This window comes from Cryobacterium sp. TMT4-10, from assembly GCF_004403275.1.
GTDB classification, from domain to species: domain Bacteria; phylum Actinomycetota; class Actinomycetes; order Actinomycetales; family Microbacteriaceae; genus Cryobacterium; species Cryobacterium shii.
The window spans coordinates 1-3,275 of record NZ_SOGU01000015.1; the positions used below are offsets into that span (position 1 = coordinate 1).

The window sequence follows — 3,275 nt, forward strand, 5'->3', positions numbered from 1 at the left end:
AGCGGCGGGCGCGGGCCGGGGCGACGGATGCGACGGGCGTGGTCCCGGGGACGGCTGCGCCCGACGCGGGGGCGCCCGGGGTGGCAGTACCCGGGGTGGCAGCACCCGGGGTGGCTGCGCCCGACGCGGCTGCATCCGACGCGGGAGCACGCGTGGCGGCAGCACCCGACCCGGCAGCGTCCGGGGCGGCAGCACCCGCTGTGCCGGTGCCCGACGTCGCGGCCCCTGACGTGCCGAGCCGGTCTGTCTCTGCGTCAGCCTCTGCCTCCCTCGCAACCGTGTCTGACTCGCCGTCGCCCGTCTCAGGGGAGCGTCCGCGCTCCACGCCACCTGTCCGCGCCCTCGCCCGAAGCCTGGGCGTCGACCTCACCCGGGTGACCGGGACCGGCCCGACCGGGCTGATCACCCGGGAGGACGTGGAGGCGTGGGCCGAACCGGCGCGCGCGGTGCCGGCCGAGGCCGCACAGTCGCGAGCCGAACCGGCCGCGCCGCCGGCGGCATCCGTTCCGGGTGCCCGGGAATCCCGCAGCCCGATCCGCAGCGTGCGCAAGCACACGGCCGAGGCTATGGTGCGCAGTGCGTTCACCGCACCGCACGCGACCGAGTTCCTGACCGTGGATGTGACCCCGACGGTCGAACTGATCGAGGTGCTCAAACGTGACCGCTCCTTCGCGGGCGCACGCATCGGCATCCTCGCCGTCGTCGCGAAGGCGCTCTGCCTCGCGGTGGCGCGCACGCCCGAGGTCAACACCCGCTGGGACGAGGCCGCCGCCGAGATCGTGCAGTTCCACTACGTGAACCTCGGCATCGCGGCCGCCACGCCGCGGGGACTATTGGTGCCCACGATCACGGATGCCGACCGGCTCAGCCTGGCCGATCTGGCCGCGGCGCTCGCCGAGCTGACCGCGGCCGCCCGGGCGGGCACCACCAGCCCGGCTGCCCTGCGCGGCGGCACCCTCTCGATCACCAACATCGGCTTCTTCGGGATCGACGCCGGAACGCCCATCCTGCCGCCGGGGGAGGCCGTGATCCTGGCGATCGGGGCGATCCGCCCGCGGCCGTGGGAGTACCGCGGCGAGATCGCGCTGCGGCAGGTGATGACGCTGAGCCTGTCCTTCGACCACCGCCTGGTCGACGGCGAGCAGGGCGCCCGGTTCCTGACCGACATCGCCGGCATCCTCGCCAACCCCGGCCTGGCCCTCACCCTGCTCTAGCCGGCCCCGCCCCTAACGAATTCGACGGAGATTTTGCTCCCACGAGGCCAAAAATGGCCCAAAACGTCGTTTGCCCTCAAAATCTCCGTCGAATTGGTGAGGACGGGCCTGCGGGACCGGGCGGCCCACCGGACGACGGGGAGACCGGCTACTCGGCCGCGTGCACGGACGCCGCCTCGACCAGGGAGTGAGGCGATCGTGTCGATCGCGTAGGCGGCCCGGATCGTGGCCCGCTCGGCGGCCTGGTCCGGGTATTTGCCGGTGCGAACCTGCACCGTGGTCGCGCCGGCCGCGTTGCCCATCGCGATGTCGGTGGTTGCGTCGTCGCCGACGACCCACACCTCGTTCGGCTGGGCCCCGGCCGATTCCGCGGCGAGCCGGAGAAAATCCTGGGAAGGCTTGCCGAGCAGCACGGCCGTCGACCCGCTCGCGTATTCGAGGGCGGCCACGATCGCGCCGGTATCCAGATGGTCACCGTCGGCCCGTCTGGAGTAGCGTCCCCGTTGCAGGGCGACGAGTTCGGCTCCCGCCCGAATGGCCCGGAACGCCCCATCGAGCACGGGGTAGCTGAGCGTGTCCCGCGCGTCGCCCACGATCACATGGGTGATCGGGTGGTCACCCTCCCGCATGAACGGGGCGAATGTCTCCCGGAGCGCGCCCGACACCACCGGCAGCACATTGGCCTCGCTCCCGAACGCGGCGAGGCAGCGCCGGGCCGCCGTCACGGGGGTGAACAGTTCCGTGGCACGCACGTCGACGCCGCGGGCGTGCAGGTCGGACAGGATCAGCGCCTCCGGCCTCGAATCCGTATTGGTCAGAAAACGGATGACGCAACCCAGCTCCCTGAGACCGCTAATCGCCTCGGCCGCCCCGTCGACGGTTGCGCCGGCGGAGTAGATCGTGCCGTCGAGGTCGCACAGAATGGTTTCTCCGGAAGTGTCCACGCCTCAGTGTGACCCGACTCTCCCGGTTTCGGCTACGGGCGGGACCCGGCACGGTGCGAACCAATTCGACGGAGATTTTGCTCCCACAGTGCGCACAACGGGCGAATACGCCGTTTTGACCCAAAATCTCCGTCGAATTGGTTCGGCGGGACGGGGTGCAAGACTGGGCGCGGGACTGGGCGCGGGACTGGGTGCAAGACGGAGCGCGGGACGGGGTGCAAGACTGAGCGCGGGATGGGTGCAGGACTGGCAACGGGGCGGGCGGCGTCGCGCCTTGACCGGGTCCGACGGGCCGGGCAGAGTGGGGGCATGAAAGAATCGGGCACCCTCCTGACCCCTGCCGACACCGAGCCCGTGCTCTCCGGCGGCGCCTTCGTACACCTGGACGGCGCTCTGCACGGGTCGTTCACCACGGCGGACTTCGCCTCAGCCGTGCGCGTGCTCGACCAGGTGGCCGAGGCAGCGGATGCGCTGAGTCACCACCCGGATGTGCGCCTCGGCTACGGCCGGGTCACCTTCCGGCTCTCCTCCCACGACGCGGGCGGCGTGACCGACCGCGACCTGAGGCTCGCGCTGCGCATCCAGGAGATCGCCGACGCGCAGGACGCCGAACGAGCCCCCTTCATGCCGGCTCGCTACGACGTGGCCATCGACTGCACCGACGCGGATGCGATCCGACCCTTCTGGCGGGTCGGGCTCGGTTACGTGGAGTCGTACCGCGACGGCGAGATAGACCTCGCCGACCCCCACGGGCAGGGACCCGGCGTCTGGTTCCAGAACATGGAGATCGCGCGCACGGAACGCAACCGGATCCACCTCGACGTGTACGTCCCCACCAGCGAGGCCGAGGCGCGGGTGCAGGCGGTCATCGACGTCGGCGGCGATCTGCTCACGGCCGAGCACGCCCCCGACTGGTGGGTGCTCGCCGACCCGGAGGGCAACGAACTCTGCGTCTGCACCTCCGACACGTAACACCAGCGCCTCCGACACGCGGCACCTCCGACGCCGAGTCGAGCGCGGGTGCTGCGCCGTTCCGCGCGCGGCGTGACACGCGCGCAGCGGCGCAGCACCCGCGAAGCCCGCGGCCGAGCCCACGCGGCTGCGACGTGCGGGCGCG

General features: G+C 71.8%; 3 protein-coding genes. 2 read left to right on the top strand and 1 reads right to left on the bottom strand.

What is annotated here, in order from left to right; translation table 11 throughout:
• Positions 1 to 1,214 (top strand): dihydrolipoamide acetyltransferase family protein (locus tag E3T42_RS01755; protein ID WP_134402356.1); only part of this gene is annotated, 1,214 nt, incomplete at its 5' end.
• Here the strand turns inward: E3T42_RS01755 and E3T42_RS01760 are convergent.
• Positions 1,211 to 2,158 carry an HAD-IIA family hydrolase gene (locus E3T42_RS01760; RefSeq protein WP_134366383.1) on the bottom strand — a complete coding sequence of 316 codons (948 nt, stop codon included), beginning with the start codon at positions 2,156 to 2,158 and terminating at the stop codon, positions 1,211 to 1,213. The genes E3T42_RS01755 and E3T42_RS01760 overlap by 4 nt on opposite strands.
• 309 nt (positions 2,159 to 2,467) lie before the next feature.
• On the opposite strand from E3T42_RS01760, the gene E3T42_RS01765 reads away from it, so the two are divergent.
• Entirely contained in the window at positions 2,468 to 3,130 is a 663-nt protein-coding gene (locus E3T42_RS01765; RefSeq protein WP_160141113.1) for a VOC family protein, read from the top strand.
• Positions 3,131 to 3,275 lie beyond the last annotated feature (145 nt).